Genomic DNA, 16222 nt, shown 5'->3' with positions numbered 1-16222 from the left:
AATCCTGTACTTATTTTTTTATTATTTATTGATGATGACCGCTTGATGAATATCCTGGTCATTAAATTTGATACGGCTAATCTGGTCGGCATTTTGTAGTCCTTGCACGACAGCCAAATTGTCCCTATAGCGCTGTTCCAAGATTACTACAGGGACTTTTTCAATTTTGTTCTGGCGGATCACCCATACATAAGGCTTATCTTTGATATTCTGGATCACATCGAGCGGAATAAGCTGACCTGAAACCTGGGTCGAAGCCAGAATGTTGCCTTCCACAAAAGCACCGATGCTGAGTGAGTTGATCGTCTCGTTGGGTTTGGCAAAAAATTCAATCTGGCGGCTGGCAGGATCAGCAATAGGAGAGACTCGAGATAAAACCGCCGTCAGTTGCGCTGGATTGCCTTGAATGGTGTATTCAATACGTTGCCCCACTTTTAATGCCGCCTGCATGTCGCTTGGCAATTTGGCCTGAATTTCCAGTTGACTTGGATCCACGATTTCAAACAGGGTCTGGCCGGCAGCAACCGTTTGGCCTGCATCGACCTGGCGCTGTGTAATCACTCCGGAAATGGGGCTATAAATAGTGCCTTCACGCTCGGCCTTCTGGGCAATATTCACATTTGCCTGCTGTGCGTGCACATTTTCCAGTTGCGCCTGATAGTCAACATGAGCCTGTTCATATTCAACTCTGGAGATGAAGCCTTGATCCAATAAGCGCTTTTTGCGCTGCATCATATTTTTAGCCAGACTGGCCTGAGCTTGTGTCGCTGCCAAATTGGCCTGAGCTTGCGCTAAGCGTGCCGCATTGTCCTGATTATTCAGGCGAACCAGTACTTGGCCTTTGGAAACTGCTTGCCCGACCTGTACATAGACCTGGGTTGCAGTGGCAGTGACTTGAGCCTGAATGCTGCTCTGATTGACCGCACGAAGGGTACCGGTAAAAGCACTTTTGGCAATAGAGGTGCCATCTTTTACTGGAACTAAATCTTTTTCAATTAATTCGATTTTTGTTTTTGTTTCTACAGGTTTTTCTATTTCATCTTTTTGGCAGGCTGTCAGAAATAAGCTCAAACAGAGAATGCTGCCGGTTAAATATGGGCGCTGATCACTTAATTTAGATTTTTTTTTATGCTGTCCAGGTAGCATGCAGGTTCATCCTTTTTATTTATTGCAGCTTAAATTAAGTGCTCAACAGAACAAATGCAATTTACTCAAGTGCTTTTAAGCGAGCGATAATATTGTCGTATTCTGCTTGTGTATTTCGATAGCTAATTTGTAACGATTGAATCATTTCTTTTTTTGCTTCAATGTTCTTTTGATTATTCTCGATATTATTTTTCAAACTGGTGGGAATACTTTCGCCTTTGCGTAAATGCTCAATCTGCTGACGCTTGAAGTAGATGCGGTCAGTCTGTAATTGTTTTAACTGGTCTTGCTGGAAGGCAATCTGCTTTTTAATGTTGGCCAATACGTCATTACGTTTTGCCAGTGCAACCTGGCTATTACCATAAGCTTTCTTTAGTTTTAAGTCCGTCGCCTGCTGCTTGGCGTGGGCTGCACGTTGCGGGGCCTGTTTGATGTCGGCTTCAGTATTATAGGCACGATTACGCCGGATGACCTGCATATTCTGATCTAGGGCTTCGTAGCCATGGCGAATATGGTTGGGGGTGACATTGGTACTAATATTGGCTATCCCTTTACTGTCGTAATAGCGATACCAGGTGGCTTTAGGCGGTGGATTTTCAGCATATGCCACTGCTGCCTGCAAAACGAGAAAAGAAAGAAAAATGAATCTAAAGTTCATTTTTTTTTGTGCAATGAAAGCAAGTTTGTATTTAAACTGACTTTGCATTGTTACCCCCGAATAAAAGTTGACTAAATTACTTATTTTAAAAGCAATAAATAGGCTATATTAGACTTAAAATAAGCAATAAAAAACCTCTGTCTGTCAAAAAAAAATCATTGGTCGATAGAAAGTGTGAAGCTGTTATTGAAAATAAAAAAAAGTGAGTCTTTCTGCGGAAAATGTTCATTGAAAAGGCAAGTAAAGATATGTTAAAAATGTTCGTAACTTGTAATAAAATTTTTGACTAAAATTGTTTGTACATTCTAAAAATGGGAAGGATCATTAAATGGACGAAAAATTCCAAAATCTAAAAGTGATGGTGATTGATGATTCAAAAACCATTCGTCGTACAGCAGAAACATTATTACAACGTGAAGGTTGTGAAGTTGTGACCGCAGTAGATGGTTTTGAGGCTTTGGCAAAAATTGCTGAAGCAAATCCGGATATCGTTTTTGTAGATATCATGATGCCACGTTTAGACGGTTATCAAACTTGTGCATTGATTAAAAATTCGCAGAATTATCAGAATATTCCAGTCATTATGCTGTCAAGTAAAGATGGTTTATTTGACCAGGCAAAAGGTCGTGTTGTAGGTTCGGATGAGTATTTAACTAAACCTTTTAGTAAAGATGAATTGTTAAACGCAATCCGTAATCACGTAACAGCATAAGTTTATTTTTATTGGGGAAAAGCATGTCACGTATTCTTATCGTTGATGATTCACCTACAGAAACATTTCGTTTTAGAGAGATTTTAACCAAGCATGGCTTTGAGGTGATTGAAGCGGCAAATGGGGCGGATGGTGTCACCATGGCACAAGCAGAATTGCCAGATCTGGTGCTTATGGATGTGGTCATGCCTGGAGTAAACGGGTTTCAGGCGACACGTCAAATTGCACGGGGTTCTACGACCAAACACATTCCGATTGTGATTGTCAGTACTAAGGATCAGGCAACTGACCGCGTTTGGGGAAAACGTCAGGGGGCAAGTGATTATTTAACCAAGCCTGTAGACGAAAACCAATTAATTGATGTGATTAAACACCACCTCAATGCAGGATAAGCTCTATGGCAGCAAATGGATTTATCGAATTACTTCGGCTGGCTAAACGTGGCAATAAAAACTACGTTACCACTGAAAATGAAGTAAACCGATGGTCAGGCATTGCTTTTGAGATGATGGGACAATATTTTGTTGCCCCTTTGGGTGAAGTATCTGAAGTGATCTATCCACCAAAATATACACCGGTCCCCAATACCCAATCATGGGTGATGGGGCTGGCCAATATTCGGGGACGTTTACTTTCAGTCGCTGATTTGGCGCATTATATTTCCGGACATCGAAGTCAGTTTTCACCGACTCAAAAAGTATTGTGTATTAGTCATAATGACCATTATGTCGGTTTGGTGGTAGATCAGGTTTTGGGGATTCAACACTTTAATAAGAAAAGCTTCTTTTCTAAAAACAGTGAATTAGATAGCAATTTACAAGAATATTGTCAGGGATATTTTTATCAACATAATCAGCACTGGCATGTTTTCTTATTTAGTCGTTTATTGCAAAACCCAAAATACATGAATGCCTCTGTAAAATTTATAAATTAATAGTCGCAAGCTAAAGAATGATAGCGCAACTCGGGGAGAAGCTGGATGGGCTTTAAACTTAAAAAGAAGAATACAGGTGAAGGCACCGGCCGTAAGGACGGAAATGCTTTATTAGCAAAGATTCAATCACAAACAGAGCAATTATCACGTGTATTTGGTGACAGTGAAAAGTCCAAACCATTGATTTTGGGCGCAGCATTTTCTCTGACCGTAGCACTATTCTTATTATTATACCTATTCTATAGTGTGCCACGTAATAACGAATTGACACGTAGTGTGGGTGATTTGCGTCTATTGTCACAAACCATTTCACGTCAGGCGACTGATGCAACGGCTTCAGGAACCAAAGAGTCGATTGATAAATTAATTCAATCGCAAAAAGAATTTGCTGAAAATCTGGAAACAGTTAAAGACATTCATCCACATACGGGTGCATTGGTGGACGTGGAAAAGCAGTGGAAATCATTATCTGAAGGGATTGATTTAATTTCGTCTCAACAAAAAATGATTAACAAGCTGTACGATACCAACATTGCAATTGGCGAATCAATTCCAGGAATTCAGGCAGAATATAACTTGATGGTCGACCAGATGGCACGTCAAAACATGCCGTCTAACCAGGTTGTTATTGCGAAAAACCAGGTATTCATTGCAGAACGTATTTTACGTTCGATCAGTTCGGTGCTTACGGGTAATGATAACTCGCGTGAATCTGCGGATGACTTCAGTGCTGACACTGAAACCTTCGGTTCTTACCTGAATGCACAGCTCAATGGTAGTACAGAACTGGGTGTAGAACGTATTACCGATCCGGCATTGCGTGAATCACTGGAAGGGATTAAAAGCGAATATGATGATGTACTAAAATCAGCTTCTGCAACGATTCTTTCAAACTCGGCTCAAATTGTAAAAGTACGTCAAGCTTCTGCTTCAATTTTTGCCCAGTCAGATGAATTGTTAACTAACCTGAATAAACTATCTAGTGGTTCAAGCCTAGCTATTGCGCTTCCTGCCTTGCTTTTAATCTTGTGTTTGGTCGCTTTCCTGTTTGCAGTATTCAAATTACTTGCATTACGTGGCCAGTCAGATAAACAGCGTGTGGCAAGCCTGCAAGAAGAATATGACCGTAACCAGAACGCGATTTTACGTTTACTGGATGAAATTGCCGACTTGGCGGATGGTGACTTGCGTTCATACGCAACGGTATCGGAAGATTTTACCGGTGCAATTGCCGACTCCATTAACTTCGCGATTGACCAGTTACGTGACCTGGTATCGCGTATTACTGAAACGTCTCAAGAGGTTGCGCAGTATACGGCGAATACCCAGGGCATTACCCACCAGCTTGCTGAAGCATCTGAACACCAGGCACAAGAGATTGCCGGTGCATCTGCCGCGATTAATGAAATGGCGATGTCTATTGACCAGGTATCGGCAAACGCGGAAGAATCTGCAGTGGTTGCGGAGCGTTCGGTACAAATTGCTGCCAATGGTGCAGAGGTTGTAAACCGTTCGATTGAAGGTATGGACACCATTCGTGAGCAGATCCAGGAAACGTCTAAACGTATTAAACGTCTGGGTGAATCTTCTCAGGAAATTGGTAACATCGTTGCCTTGATTAACGATATTGCCGACCAGACCAACATCCTGGCCTTGAACGCTGCAATTCAGGCGTCGATGGCAGGGGAAGCTGGTCGTGGTTTCGCCGTGGTAGCCGATGAGGTACAGCGTCTTGCGGAACGTTCAGCTTCTGCAACCAAACAGATTGAAGGTCTGGTAAAAACCATTCAGACAGATACCAACGAAGCCGTAATTTCGATGGAACAAACCACATCAGAGGTTGTTCGTGGTGCAAGCTTGACCAAAGATGCCGGCGTGGCACTGGATGAAATTCAAACGGTATCCAGCAACCTGGCGAAATTGATTGCCAGCATTTCGGACGCTGCAAAACTTCAGTCCGCTTCAGCTGGTCACATTGCGACAACGATGAATGTTGTACAAGAAATTACTTCGCAAACAACAACTGCAACTTTCGATACAGCACGTTCGGTATCGGAATTGGCAAATATGGCCGAATCATTACGTGAATCTGTAACTGACTTTAAATTACCTGACTAAGTTAATTCAACAGCGTTGCAGTGATATACCCTGCTTTCGGGCAGGGGGTATCCACAAGATACAGATAAAGCATCGACAAGATGAACTTAACTTCAAAGTTAGGTCTCGCGTGATGGTGACAATTAAGTTTGAGCAACCTTCTTGGTGGCAGATAAACGTAAGAAGCCTAAGCTATGAAAGAAATATTAAAAAATTTAGTTGAAACGACTACGCTTCCTGAAGATAGTTATCTTGATCAAGATGCAGAAATTTTAGAAATTTTTGTTGAAGAAATAGAAGAAATCTTCGTTGAATTGGGTACTTTATTTCCAGCTTGGTTGGAAAATCCTCATGACCAAGAAACTTTAACGACCATTCGCCGTCATTTCCATACGCTCAAAGGGTCGGGTCGTATGGTGGGGGCAAAATCTGCGGGCGAGTTGGCATGGTCGGTGGAAGATACTTTAAATCGTGTTATTTCCGGTACAGTACCTTTAGACAGCACAGTTCAACGATTTGCTCAGTCTGTGTTTAATATTTATCAATATAAGTTATACCCAACTTTTAAAACGGTACAAAATGCTGATATCGACTTAAGACCTTTAGTCCTATTGGGGCAGCAAATACAGCAGCAGGTCAGTTTGGAACCTGCACTGGAAGAATTGCTTGAACTGTCTAGCACACTGACCAGTGTCGACAGTCTCACTGGCCTGGAATTGCAGGATCAGGCATCAAGTGAAGCAGAACCTGAAACGGCAATCGAAACAACTGCTACAGCAGCGCCAGTTGCATCAGACGACAACAATGATATTGAAGAAACGGTCGCGATCTTTATTGAAGAAGCGGAAGAACATCTGCTCACGATTGACCAGTTCCTGAAAACTGAACAGGAACAACATCAGGATTATAATGGCCTGATCCGTGCCTTGCATACCTTGCGTGGCAGCTCTTCCATGGCACATATTGAGCAGATTTTTGCAGCCAGTACCAAGGTTGAAAACTTATTTAAAACACTTTTACAAGAAGAAATCGTTTCTACTTCCAGTCAGACTGCCTTGCTGATTCAGTATGCTGAGTTTGTCCGTGATTATTTGCATATCTTAAGACAGGGTCAAACTCAGAAACTAGATGCAATCTATGCCACTTTCAATGCAGCATGGGACGATTATGGTTTCAATTCGGTAGAAGTCGATGAGGATGTCAATCCGCAAGGTCTGGTGTCCAAGCTGGTCGAATTAAATATTGATTTGCTTCTGGATGCGGAATTTGAATTTGAAAAACGTGCCAAAGTAGAATATCCCGAATACATTCAGACTTTAAGCCAGCAGGCACAGCAATTATTGGACCATACCGATAATCGTGCTGCGATGGGCATTCATCAATTTACCAATGAATTGAAGTCTGGCTATGAAGCCCTGATATTAAAACCGGAATTGCTCAATATCGATTATGCCTATGATCTGTTTGGACAGGCACATCAAGAATTCATTCATCTGTTCGATACCTTGGCAGCAGGTCAGCGCGTTATTTTAACCGCTGATGTCCAGAAAGTTTTGAATGATCTTACCGCCTTTGTTCAGCAAGATCTTGAACAGTTTGCAGCGCATGAACCGAGCGTTGCAACACAAGCAGAAGTTTTGGCAACGCCTGCTTCAGGCAGTCTAGATCTGGCCCAGATTTCACAAAAAATTCATTCAGACCGTTCACAAATGCATGCTGCTGATGCAAATCGTGATTTTGATGAAGATTTGTTGGGGATCTTCCTGGAAGAAGCGGAAGAATTGTTGGGCGGGATAGATCAGGATTTGAATACCTGGTCGAAAGATCCATCCGATACTGCAGCACTGAATAATTTAATGCGTTATTTGCATACCCTCAAAGGGGGAGCAAATATGATTCAGGCGACGCATATTGGTTTGATTTCGCATGAATTGGAAAGCATTTATGAACGCGTGATCCGTCAGCAAATTGAAGTCAATCCACAGCTCATCAGCATTATTCGTCTAGTACAAGATGACGTCTCTGACCGCATTCAAATCATCCGTGACGATCAGATTGACTACGCTGCTGCTGAATCAATTGAAATTTTACGCAATATTCAAGCAATCGCTCAAGGTAGTGTGGCTGTAAGCATTGCCATTGCAGAAGCCATGCCTGAAGTTCAAATTGAAGCTGCAACTGAAATTGAGGAGCTTGCACCTGCAGTCGAAACTCAAATTGAGGCGGAAAGCGAAGCTGAAATAGCTGCTGAGGAATCAGCGGAACCTGTTGCAATTTCAGCAGCAGAAGTCGATGCAGTTGCTGACATTGCTTTGGCAAGTCCAGCCCATGTTGAAGAGCCAGACGACAGTATCCGTTTAATTGCAGAAGAAACCTTCCTGGAAGAAGCAGAAGAAATTCTGGAGTCTACAGATAGCCTGCTGCAACAATGGTTTGAGCAGCGCAGTGACCGTAGTTTGCTGCTTCAATTACAACGTGCAGCCCACAGTTTGAAAGGTGGTGCGCGCATGGTGGAAAATGAACCGGTAGGGGCGATTGCTTACCAGCTGGAAACTACCTTCGAACGCTTCGCTGTGCATCAGTTCAATTCCAATGTTTATGACCTGTTATTGCAAACCACTTTAGCATGGTTAAAGCAGGCTATTTTCGAGCATGATTACAGTAATTTTGATAGTGTTAAATTAAGTTTAGAGTCAATTGAATTTGTTGATGTCATTGCGCAGTTGCCTAATCGCGTGACTCAGTCCGATATGCTGTCTACAGCTAAAGTCTTTGAATTTGTTCAGGGCGATGGTACCGAACCTCCAGCGATGATGGGTGAGTGGGATACAAGCAATCAACAGGACAACAGCAATGAAATGATCCGTATTTCTGCCGATCTGGTGGAAAAAATGATCGATTTGTCTGGTGAAAATGCGATTAACCGTTCGCGTATTGAAATGGACTTGGGTCAGTTTGGTAATACCCTCAACGAGATGGAATTGGCGATCAAGCGTCTGGCGGACCAGTTACGTCGAATGGAAGGCGAGCTAGAGTCGCAAATTATTGCCAAACATGGTGATAACTCACGTTATGCCGATTTTGACCCGCTGGAGATGGACCAATATTCATCATTGAACCAGTTGTCAAAATCACTGGCGGAATCTGCATCCGACTTGGTCGACTTCAAAACTACCTTGTCTGAAAAAATTCGTGATACAGAAGGTTTACTGTTACAACAATCACGCATTCAAGCCGAGATTCAGGAAAGCCTGATGCGTACCCGTCTGGTACCGTTTGACCGTCTATTGCCACGTTTACAGCGGATTGTGCGTCAAACATCTTCGACCCTGAACCGTCCGGCCGAGCTGGTGGTGCAAAACACCGAAGGTGAATTGGACCGTAACATTCTAGAGCGTCTGGTCACACCGTTCGAACACATGCTGCGTAATGCGATTGACCACGGTCTGGAAGACACTCACGTACGTCATGAACTTCAGAAGCCTGAAGTCGGAAAAATTGTCCTCAATATCAGCCGTCAAGGTACCGACGTTCTGGTGTCGTTCAGTGATGATGGTAAAGGGATTGATGAAGCAAAAATTAAAGAAAAAGCGCTCAGCTTGGGTTTAATTAAAGCCGATCAATCCATCGATAAGCAGGAAATCCTGCAATTAATTTTCCATCCTGGATTTAGTACCGCCAAAGAAGTGACTCAAATTTCCGGACGTGGTGTAGGTCTGGACGTGGTGCAAAGCGAAATTAAGGCACTGGGTGGTCATATTTCCATCGAGTCTGAACTGGGTAAAGGCACTACCTTTACTATCCGGGTACCGACCACAGTAGCGGTGAGCGATGCCTTGATGGTGAAATCAGGTGATCAGCAGTTTGCGATTTCCTTGGCACAAATTGACCGTATTGTACGAATTGCACCGTCAACGCTGGAGCAATATTTCAACAGTAAAGAAGACTTCTTTAAAATTGATAACACCAGTTACAAACTGCGTTATTTATCCGAATTCGTTTCCAATCAGCCTTTACCTCGCTTAAGTAATGTGGCGCATTCTTTGCCTGTGCTGCTCATTAAGGGCAATAATGGGCAAACTATTGCATTGCTTGTCGATCAGCTGATTGGTTCGCGTGCACAAATTGTGGTAAAACCGATTGGGCAGCAATTCTCCAGTGTCGGTGTCATTGCCGGAGCAACCATTTTAGGTGATGGTCAAGTCTGTCTGATTCTGGATGGTCAGAATATTGCCCGACAAATTCAGAACACCCAGCGTCTTAAACATGTGTCTGATCAGCGTGAGCATTCCCGTTACAGCAATGCACGCCGCCTGATCATGATTGTGGATGACTCGGTAACTGTACGTAAGGTGACTTCACGTTTACTTGAGCGTCAAGGCTTTGATGTGGTGACGGCCAAAGATGGTATTGATGCCATGGAGCAGCTGGAAAATGTCAAACCGGACTTGATGTTGCTGGATATTGAAATGCCGCGTATGGACGGTTTTGAAGTTACCAACCTGGTTCGTCACCATGATGTGCATCAAAACTTGCCTATTATCATGATTACGTCGAGAACAGGCGAGAAGCACCGTGAACGTGCATTCAGCCTGGGCGTAACGCACTATATGGGCAAACCGTTCCAGGAAGCGGAACTGCTGGAAAATGTGGAAAGTTTGTTAGAAATCAGTCAGGGATAATTCAATGAGCCAAAATAGTGTTTCAAACTCTGCTGTTGATCGAATTTCACAACAAGAGTTACACCACCTTATTACGGTATCTACCGGATTTATCGATACCTATATTATCGATTGCCATGGTAAGGAAGCGATGATTCTTCCGCAAAATATTGTCCTGTCTGCACTGGATAGCGCTACACAGGTGCCTTTTGTGGAATGGCATGAGTTGAAATTGCCGGTGTATGCGGTGAATGATCCGGAACGTAAAATGGGTGTAGCATTGGTCATTGAAGGCGATGATGTCAGTCAGCGTTTTGCCCTGATGTGTAATGAGATGCCAAAAACGATTCGTCTGCGTATTTCCGAAGTAGTAGATGAAGAGCGCACGGCAACAGATTCTGATGTATTCCAGTATGTACGCATGGGAGATCAGGTGTTTTATGTGCCTAATCTTGAACAGATTCAGTCTTCTTTAGGATTGTAATGTTGTCGCGTGTATAAAGCCGGGTAATAAAAAAGGAACTGTTAAGTCACTGCTGTCCCATAGTTTACTTTAAATAAAAAAACCTGAGTCCGAATAGTTAAAATATAAGTGCGAACAAACACTTTAACGATCAAGGACTCAGGTTTTGTCACATCAGAATACCGTATTTCATCAGCTGATTAAACCTGTCGTGCGACAGGATTTTGAACACCTTGTGAAAAAATATCATGTTGGACAGAAATTTAGATCGGCTTCCCGATGGGATCAGTTTGTTGCCATATTGATGTCTCAACTCTCCTGCCGGCAAAGCCTGCGGGATATTCAATCCAATCTGGAGTGCCAACAGGAGAAGCTTCATCATCTGGGAGCAAAATCTATTCCGCGAAGCACGCTGGCACGAATCAACGAGCAACAGCCTGCTGCCTTGTATGAAAAGCTGTTTTACAATTTGCTTCAATGCTATGAAGGCTCAAAAGTCGCTCATAAATTTCGCTTTAAGAATCCTCTATATTCCCTTGATGCCAGTCACATTGACCTCTCACTTTCCTTATGTGGATGGGCCAAAGTTCATGACTCAAAAGCCAGTATGAAACTCAGCATAGGATTGAATCACAGTAATCATATTCCTGAATTTGTTGCAGTTGAAAATGGCAAAGAAAATGACATGGTACAAGGCCGCAAATTCCAGTTTCCTTCTGGCAGCATTGTGGTCTTTGATAAAGGCTATGTCGATTACCAATGGTATGCGAGTCTCACTGCTCAAAACGTTGGATTTGTCACACGTCTTAGGCCCAAGGCTGTGTATCAGGTGATCCAGCAACATCCCGTGCTTGAGTCCAAAGGCATTCTAAAAGATGAAACCATTCAGCTGAATAGCGCACATGCCCTAAAAAGAAAAGCACCAGTACTCAGAAGAATTGAATATAGAGACCGTCAAAGTGGCAAGCACTTCAGCTTTCTCAGCAATAACTTTCATTTAGCCGCCTCTACCATTGCAGCGATTTACAAAGATCGCTGGAAAGTAGAATTGTTCTTTAAAGCGATTAAACAGAATCTGAAATTAAAAGCCTTTTTAGGCCGAAGCAGGAACGCGATTCAGACGCAAATTTGGATTGCGATGATTGCCTATTTACTGGTGAGTTTCACTCAACATTTAGGGAAAGCGGGTTGGACAGTTCAACGCTTACTCAGAATAATTCAAGTGAATTTATTTGAAAGAAAAACTTTAAAAGCTTTATTCTCACCCGATAAAATCCCCATCAAACAAGAGGAAGCTCATGTGAGCTTCCTCTTGTAAAAATTGTGGGACAGCAGTGACTGTTAAGTTCCTTTTTTATTTTATGTGGTTACTGTTTTAGCGAGCCAATAAGCCTTCCAGAATTTGTTCATAAATTTCAGCAAGGGGTTCCAGATCGGCAACATTTACATGTTCGTTAACTTGGTGAATGCTGGCATTCAATACACCGAGTTCCAGTACCTGTGCACCTGTAGGCGCAATGAAACGGCCATCTGATGTACCGCCACTGGTAGAAAGTTCAGTTTCAATACCGGTGACATTACGAATGGCATTTTTAGCCGCATTGACCAGTTCACCGACTGGAGTCAGGAATGGCAGACCGGACAATGTCCATTCAATATCGTAATCCACATGATGACGGTCAAGGATCTCTAAAGTACGTGCTTTTAACTGTTCAGCGGTAACTTCGGTTGAATAGCGGAAGTTAAATAAAAGATTCATGCTGCCCGGAACCACGTTGGTTGCACCGGTACCGGCATTGATATTGGAAATTTGGAAAGACGTTGCCGGGAAATATTCATTGCCATTGTCCCACACCGTGTCGCACAGTTCAGCCAGGGCTTTAGATGCAGTATGAATCGGGTTGATGGCAAGGTGAGGATAAGCCACATGTCCCTGTTTGCCTTTTACGGTCAATTTGGCATTCAATGAACCACGGCGACCATTTTTAACCACATCACCCAACTGTTTGGTACTGGATGGCTCACCGACCAGACACCAGGTCATTTTTTCATTGCGTGCTTCCAAGGTTTCAACAACTTTAACGGTGCCGTTAATAGATGGACCTTCTTCATCGGAAGTAATGAGAAACGCAATAGAACCTTTATGGTCTGGATGTTTTGCCACGAAACGTTCAGAAGCCACCACCATGGCTGCCAGTGCTGTTTTCATGTCGGCACTGCCACGGCCATACAGTTTGCCATCACGAATTTCCGGTACGAAAGGATTCGAGTTCCAGGCGTCTAAATTGCCCGTAGGGACCACATCGGTATGACCTGCAAAACAAAGTACCGGTTCTTCAGTCCCTTTACGTGCCCACAAATTATCCACATCTTCAAAACGCATCGGTTCAATAGTGAAGCCAATTTTTTCCAGACGTTCCGCCATGATATTTTGGCAGCTATGATCGATTGGGGTCACGGAAGGCTGACGTAACAGTTGCAGGCTTAAATCAAGGGTAGCGGAAGATGTCATGCGATTTTCATCAGTCGATAAATTTGTCCGCCATATAATAGGCGAATATGCCCTTGAATGTGAATGTTTGCCATAAAATTGGCATAAAAAAACCCTATCCTGGATAGGGTTCTGTGTGAACTGAAGATAAACTAGTTTTTGCGGATTTCCTCAGACGTTTTTTCTGCTGTATCGGTTACGGCCTCTCCAGCTTTAGATACATCTTTACCCACACCTTTAAACGTATTACAGCCAGTTAAAGCAAAAGCAATAATGAGGGAAGCTGCAAGAATTTTTTTCATCATCATCTCCAAGTCATTCATTATTTTGATGTGAATTCAGGTTAATTAATGCCCAGCGTAAACAATAGGGTTTTTTGATGGTAGAAAAGTAAGCATTTGTTATAAAAATAGACAATTCTCATAAAATTGGCGGTGTATTCCCTGAGAAAGTAAGGGGGCATTTCGGTACATATAGAAATTGTTTTGATCTTTTTGTCGATATAAACCATTACTCCACCACTGTGCCGTATCGCTACTGACATGCTGCTTCGGGCAAATCCATTCCAGTCGCTCTAAACGGTAAAAGTGAGCATTTTGTGGAGGAATATGACTTCCCCAATAGCCCAAACGACGTTGTCGATTGACCCAATGGGGAAGGGCGCTGAATGTGCTTTCAACAGGGAGATAGAGTTGTCCTTTAAGTACTGCAAAACGCTGTTCAATTTTGTGTTCCAGGGCATCCTCAAACTGAAATTGCTTTTGGCTAAAGTGATTCAATTTGCGCAATAAAGTATCACTGCGGTTCAAGCCGTACCAGAAGGGCAGAGAACAATCCCGTTCTGCCAGATAGTATTTTAAAGCCACTTCCCAGTGTTCAACCGCTCTGGTTTCGGTATTCAATAACAGAAAATCCAGTTCACCCAGGGTTCGGGGTCCCGCTATTTTTTGAATACTGTGCCCGAGCAATTGATAGGGATGATAATCCTGTTCCAGCAGCCAAAACCAGATAAACATTTCAAAACGCAGACCTAGGCGCGTGCTTTTAAGCTGGTGTAAAAATCTTTCTAATTCCTGCGGATGCTGATCTAAATAAAGCAGTCTGGAATAATAATTTTGAAAATGGCCATGCCATACGGCATCAGGATGAAACTGAAAAGCATGTTTTAACACCAGTTCGGCTGGAGTGTCCGATAAAATATTTGGACTGCATACGCAAAAGGCCAATTGCCGAACCAGTAGATTTTTAAATTGCAGCCAGGGTTCATCAAGATGAGAGACCTGATTTAAAGCAAACATAGCAACCCCTGGCGTTAAATTAAAAAGTGCAGAATGACAACGGATAATATGCAAAAACACTTTATACTACCGCAATTAGTTGTATAGGGCAGTGCTATGAAAATGTTGTTTTGGCGAAGTTTGGTGATGATTTTTGTCATCCTGGGCTTTATCGGGGCACTTTTACCGGGTATGCCAACAACAGTATTTCTGATTTTAGCTGCCTGGGCAGCCTCTAAAGGCTGGCCGCAAGTGGATGCCTGGTTACTGAATCATCCTAAATATGGGGCGACTTTAAGGGCCTGGCGTGAGAATGGCACTGTACCGCGCAAGGCAAAATGGTTCGCCAGTATCATGATGCTGATCAGTGGAATGATCATGTTATTTACCAATGCGCCGCTATTGGTGAAAATCTTCACTGACCTGACCATGCTCAGCGTTGCCATCTGGCTATGGCTACGCCCTGAACCTGCAGCTGAACCGATTAAAGACATCGAGTAATTTTCTTATGACATATTCTTTAGAACAGGCAGATGTCTGGATTGATTTGGCCGAGCAAAGCTTGATCTTGCCGAAACATGACAAGTCTTATGTCATCTCTACAGGAAAAAACGGGATCGGTGAGCAGGAAAATTCCGGCAAGACGCCTCGGGGCTGGCATAAAGTAGCACTCAAATTCGGACATGCTGCTCCCCTAAATGCAGTGTTTAAAGCACGGCAGCAAACCGGTGAGGTCTACGATGCTGCATTGGCTGCACAATATCCTGAACGCGACTGGATTTTATCGCGTATTCTCTGGTTAAGCGGCCTGGAAGAAAATTTTAATCAGGGCGAGGGCTGTGACACCTTTCAGCGTTATATCTATATTCATGGCACACCCGATACAGAACCTATGGGCATTCCGATGTCCCATGGCTGCATCCGGATGCGTAATGAAGATGTGGTGGAATTATTCGAACTGGTCGCTGAAGATGCGTTAGTCTTTATTTCAGAACAGCGTTTGAATTTGAGAGAGTGTAAAAGAGGCATTCGCTTGTAAATACGTTTATCAATAAAATGACAAAGCAGTGCAAAGCTTAAAATCCAGATGTATTGAGGGTTTTTAAAAAAGAACAGAATTCGCTATCAGTTCCAAAACTATGGAAAATCTTGTCTAAAAATGATGCTGTGATTTTTCAGTTTTCTACAAAAAATAGTAAATAAGTTGTCGAAATTGTTTGTTTTTATAGCGAATAACCTATTTTTTAATCACTCAAACGTAAAAAACCAAAAACAGTCAGAAAAGCGTTTGACAGTCTGTCAGGATTCTCTATAATGCACCTCATCAAACGATGAAGACGTTTTAAAGGGCGCTTAGCTCAGTTGGTAGAGCGTCTGCCTTACAAGCAGAATGTCGGCGGTTCGATCCCGTCAGCGCCCACCAAGCTCTTTTAACGTTAAGACACTTTCGTGCAGCGGTAGTTCAGTTGGTTAGAATACCGGCCTGTCACGCCGGGGGTCGCGGGTTCGAGTCCCGTCCGCTGCGCCACTTAAGTTCTTAATATTCGTTTGCCACAATAGCGACATTGTGTAAGTGCAGCGGTAGTTCAGTTGGTTAGAATACCGGCCTGTCACGCCGGGGGTCGCGGGTTCGAGTCCCGTCCGCTGCGCCATTTACATGATAGACCTTTTGAGGGCGCTTAGCTCAGTTGGTAGAGCGTCTGCCTTACAAGCAGAATGTCGGCGGTTCGATCCCGTCAGCGCCCACCAGATTTTTTGCGATGCAGCGGTAGTTCAGTTGGTT

General features: G+C 43.2%; 14 protein-coding genes and 4 tRNA genes. 13 read left to right on the top strand and 5 right to left on the bottom strand.

The window, feature by feature from the left end; genetic code table 11:
• Nucleotides 1-21: 21 nt before the first annotated feature.
• Entirely contained in the window at nucleotides 22-1146 is a 1125-nt protein-coding gene (locus tag E0H88_RS06990) for an efflux RND transporter periplasmic adaptor subunit (RefSeq protein WP_131273604.1), read from the bottom strand.
• Nucleotides 1147-1207: 61 nt separating this feature from the next.
• Nucleotides 1208-1852 carry a hypothetical protein gene (locus tag E0H88_RS06985; protein WP_131273603.1) on the bottom strand — a complete coding sequence of 215 codons (645 nt, stop codon included), beginning with the start codon at nucleotides 1850-1852 and terminating at the stop codon, nucleotides 1208-1210.
• Between the two features lie 280 nt (nucleotides 1853-2132).
• Here E0H88_RS06985 and pilG point away from each other — a divergent pair, with 280 nt between their 5' ends.
• From pilG to E0H88_RS06950, 7 genes are all read left to right on the top strand, one after another.
• Nucleotides 2133-2516 carry a twitching motility response regulator PilG gene (gene pilG / locus E0H88_RS06980; RefSeq protein WP_086195987.1) on the top strand — a complete coding sequence of 128 codons (384 nt, stop codon included), beginning with the start codon at nucleotides 2133-2135 and terminating at the stop codon, nucleotides 2514-2516.
• Nucleotides 2517-2539: 23 nt separating this feature from the next.
• The gene (locus tag E0H88_RS06975) at nucleotides 2540-2908 is read left to right on the top strand and encodes a response regulator (RefSeq protein ID WP_131273602.1); all 369 of its coding nucleotides are present in this window, start codon (nucleotides 2540-2542) and stop codon (nucleotides 2906-2908) included.
• Between the two features lie 5 nt (nucleotides 2909-2913).
• Nucleotides 2914-3450 (top strand): chemotaxis protein CheW, encoded by a 537-nt coding sequence (locus E0H88_RS06970; protein ID WP_092818787.1) that lies wholly within the window; start codon nucleotides 2914-2916, stop codon nucleotides 3448-3450.
• Nucleotides 3451-3495: 45 nt separating this feature from the next.
• On the top strand, nucleotides 3496-5568 hold the full coding sequence (locus tag E0H88_RS06965) for a methyl-accepting chemotaxis protein (RefSeq protein WP_092818786.1): 2073 nt from the start codon (nucleotides 3496-3498) through the stop codon (nucleotides 5566-5568).
• Between the two features lie 173 nt (nucleotides 5569-5741).
• On the top strand, nucleotides 5742-10229 hold the full coding sequence (locus E0H88_RS06960; protein WP_131273601.1) for a hybrid sensor histidine kinase/response regulator: 4488 nt from the start codon (nucleotides 5742-5744) through the stop codon (nucleotides 10227-10229).
• 4 nt (nucleotides 10230-10233) lie between these two features.
• On the top strand, nucleotides 10234-10692 hold the full coding sequence (locus tag E0H88_RS06955) for a hypothetical protein (protein ID WP_131273600.1): 459 nt from the start codon (nucleotides 10234-10236) through the stop codon (nucleotides 10690-10692).
• 145 nt (nucleotides 10693-10837) lie between these two features.
• Entirely contained in the window at nucleotides 10838-11989 is a 1152-nt protein-coding gene (locus E0H88_RS06950) for an IS4 family transposase (RefSeq protein ID WP_131273599.1), read from the top strand.
• A 57-nt stretch (nucleotides 11990-12046) separates the two neighbouring features.
• Here the strand turns inward: E0H88_RS06950 and dapE are convergent, their stop codons facing one another.
• From dapE to E0H88_RS06935, 3 genes are all read right to left on the bottom strand, one after another.
• Complete coding sequence (dapE, locus tag E0H88_RS06945; RefSeq protein ID WP_131273598.1) at nucleotides 12047-13183, bottom strand: succinyl-diaminopimelate desuccinylase; 1137 nt, start codon at nucleotides 13181-13183, stop codon at nucleotides 12047-12049.
• A 131-nt stretch (nucleotides 13184-13314) separates the two neighbouring features.
• The gene (locus E0H88_RS06940; protein ID WP_092818782.1) at nucleotides 13315-13464 is read right to left on the bottom strand and encodes an entericidin A/B family lipoprotein; all 150 of its coding nucleotides are present in this window, start codon (nucleotides 13462-13464) and stop codon (nucleotides 13315-13317) included.
• A 99-nt stretch (nucleotides 13465-13563) separates the two neighbouring features.
• Nucleotides 13564-14460 carry a DUF1853 family protein gene (locus E0H88_RS06935; RefSeq protein ID WP_131273597.1) on the bottom strand — a complete coding sequence of 299 codons (897 nt, stop codon included), beginning with the start codon at nucleotides 14458-14460 and terminating at the stop codon, nucleotides 13564-13566.
• A 96-nt stretch (nucleotides 14461-14556) separates the two neighbouring features.
• Between E0H88_RS06935 and E0H88_RS06930 the strand changes: the two genes are divergently transcribed.
• The 6 genes from E0H88_RS06930 (at nucleotide 14557) to E0H88_RS06905 (ending at nucleotide 16188) form a co-directional block, all read left to right on the top strand.
• Complete coding sequence (locus E0H88_RS06930; RefSeq protein ID WP_092818780.1) at nucleotides 14557-14940, top strand: YbaN family protein; 384 nt, start codon at nucleotides 14557-14559, stop codon at nucleotides 14938-14940.
• 7 nt (nucleotides 14941-14947) lie between these two features.
• Nucleotides 14948-15478 carry a cell wall-recycling L,D-carboxypeptidase ElsL gene (gene elsL / locus E0H88_RS06925; protein WP_131273596.1) on the top strand — a complete coding sequence of 177 codons (531 nt, stop codon included), beginning with the start codon at nucleotides 14948-14950 and terminating at the stop codon, nucleotides 15476-15478.
• A gap of 308 nt (nucleotides 15479-15786) precedes the next feature.
• Nucleotides 15787-15862 (top strand) — tRNA-Val (locus E0H88_RS06920).
• Nucleotides 15863-15890: 28 nt separating this feature from the next.
• A tRNA-Asp gene (locus E0H88_RS06915) sits at nucleotides 15891-15967 on the top strand.
• 47 nt (nucleotides 15968-16014) lie between these two features.
• Nucleotides 16015-16091: transfer RNA gene (locus E0H88_RS06910), tRNA-Asp, on the top strand.
• Nucleotides 16092-16112: 21 nt separating this feature from the next.
• Nucleotides 16113-16188, top strand: a tRNA-Val gene (locus E0H88_RS06905).
• Nucleotides 16189-16222 lie beyond the last annotated feature (34 nt).

It is taken from the genome of Acinetobacter sp. ANC 4216, from assembly GCF_004331195.1.
Lineage (GTDB): Bacteria > Pseudomonadota > Gammaproteobacteria > Pseudomonadales > Moraxellaceae > Acinetobacter > Acinetobacter kookii.
Note: the sequence above shows the minus strand (reverse complement) of the source record. Positions and strands in the feature narration are given on the sequence as shown.